The sequence below is a fragment of the Streptomyces mutomycini genome (assembly GCF_001700505.1).
In the GTDB taxonomy this organism is placed as follows: Bacteria; Actinomycetota; Actinomycetes; order Streptomycetales; family Streptomycetaceae; genus Streptomyces; species Streptomyces mutomycini.
In genome coordinates this window covers 1-699 of record NZ_MAPV01000400.1, presented here as the reverse complement: position 1 = coordinate 699, position 699 = coordinate 1, and the positions used below count along the sequence as shown (strand labels likewise).

Annotated in this window: 1 pseudogene; it reads left to right on the top strand. The window is 67.7% G+C overall.

From position 1 onward, the window contains the following. A pseudogene (locus BFF76_RS33445) lies at window positions 1–654 on the top strand (hypothetical protein); the annotation flags it as partial. Window positions 655–699: the final 45 nt, after the last annotated feature.

Genomic DNA, 699 nt, shown 5'->3' with positions numbered 1-699 from the left:
GAGGAGGATTCAGTTCGGCTCTCCAAGCTCGCGGCCGTCCGCAAGGACGAGGCCGTGTGGGAGCACGAGCGCAAGTACGAACAGAGCCGTCGCGCCTATCTCGGCGAGGATGTGCTGCGGAACACCGGCAGCGCGGTCGTATGGTGGCTGCACCGCAATGAGGATCGGGTCGACAAGGCAGTCAAGGATCTCGGTCTGCTGGCGCAGCTCACCTCGGCCGCAAACGACGTGGACGTGTCGGAGCGGTTGCGGCATCTCGTACCGCGGCCGTTGCCCCCGCAGGACATGGAGCGGGATCTCGCCGGGGCCGGTCCTGCGGGGTCACCGGCCGGGGAACCGTCGGCAGAGGAGCCGGTCGCGCACGCGCTCGTGGAATTTCTGCGGGTCGCCGGGCTCTCCCCACAGGACGCGACAAGCACCTACATCGCCGATCTGCTGACGCGAGCATTCGAGCATCTGGACGGGGATCAGTCCGAGCAGATCCGACGGGTCTTCGGAGAACCTTCCTCCTCGTACGACGACCATGACGACTACGACGGCGCGCACCCGGAAGCCGCAGACGCTCCCGAACCCGCCAGGCCATCGGGGTCACATCGGATGAACGGTGCGGGGCCGGGGACAGTACCCCCGCCCGACTCCACCGTTCCTTTCTGATCCGATCTCTTCCCGGCAGACCGTGGCCGTGGGGCGCCCGGACAC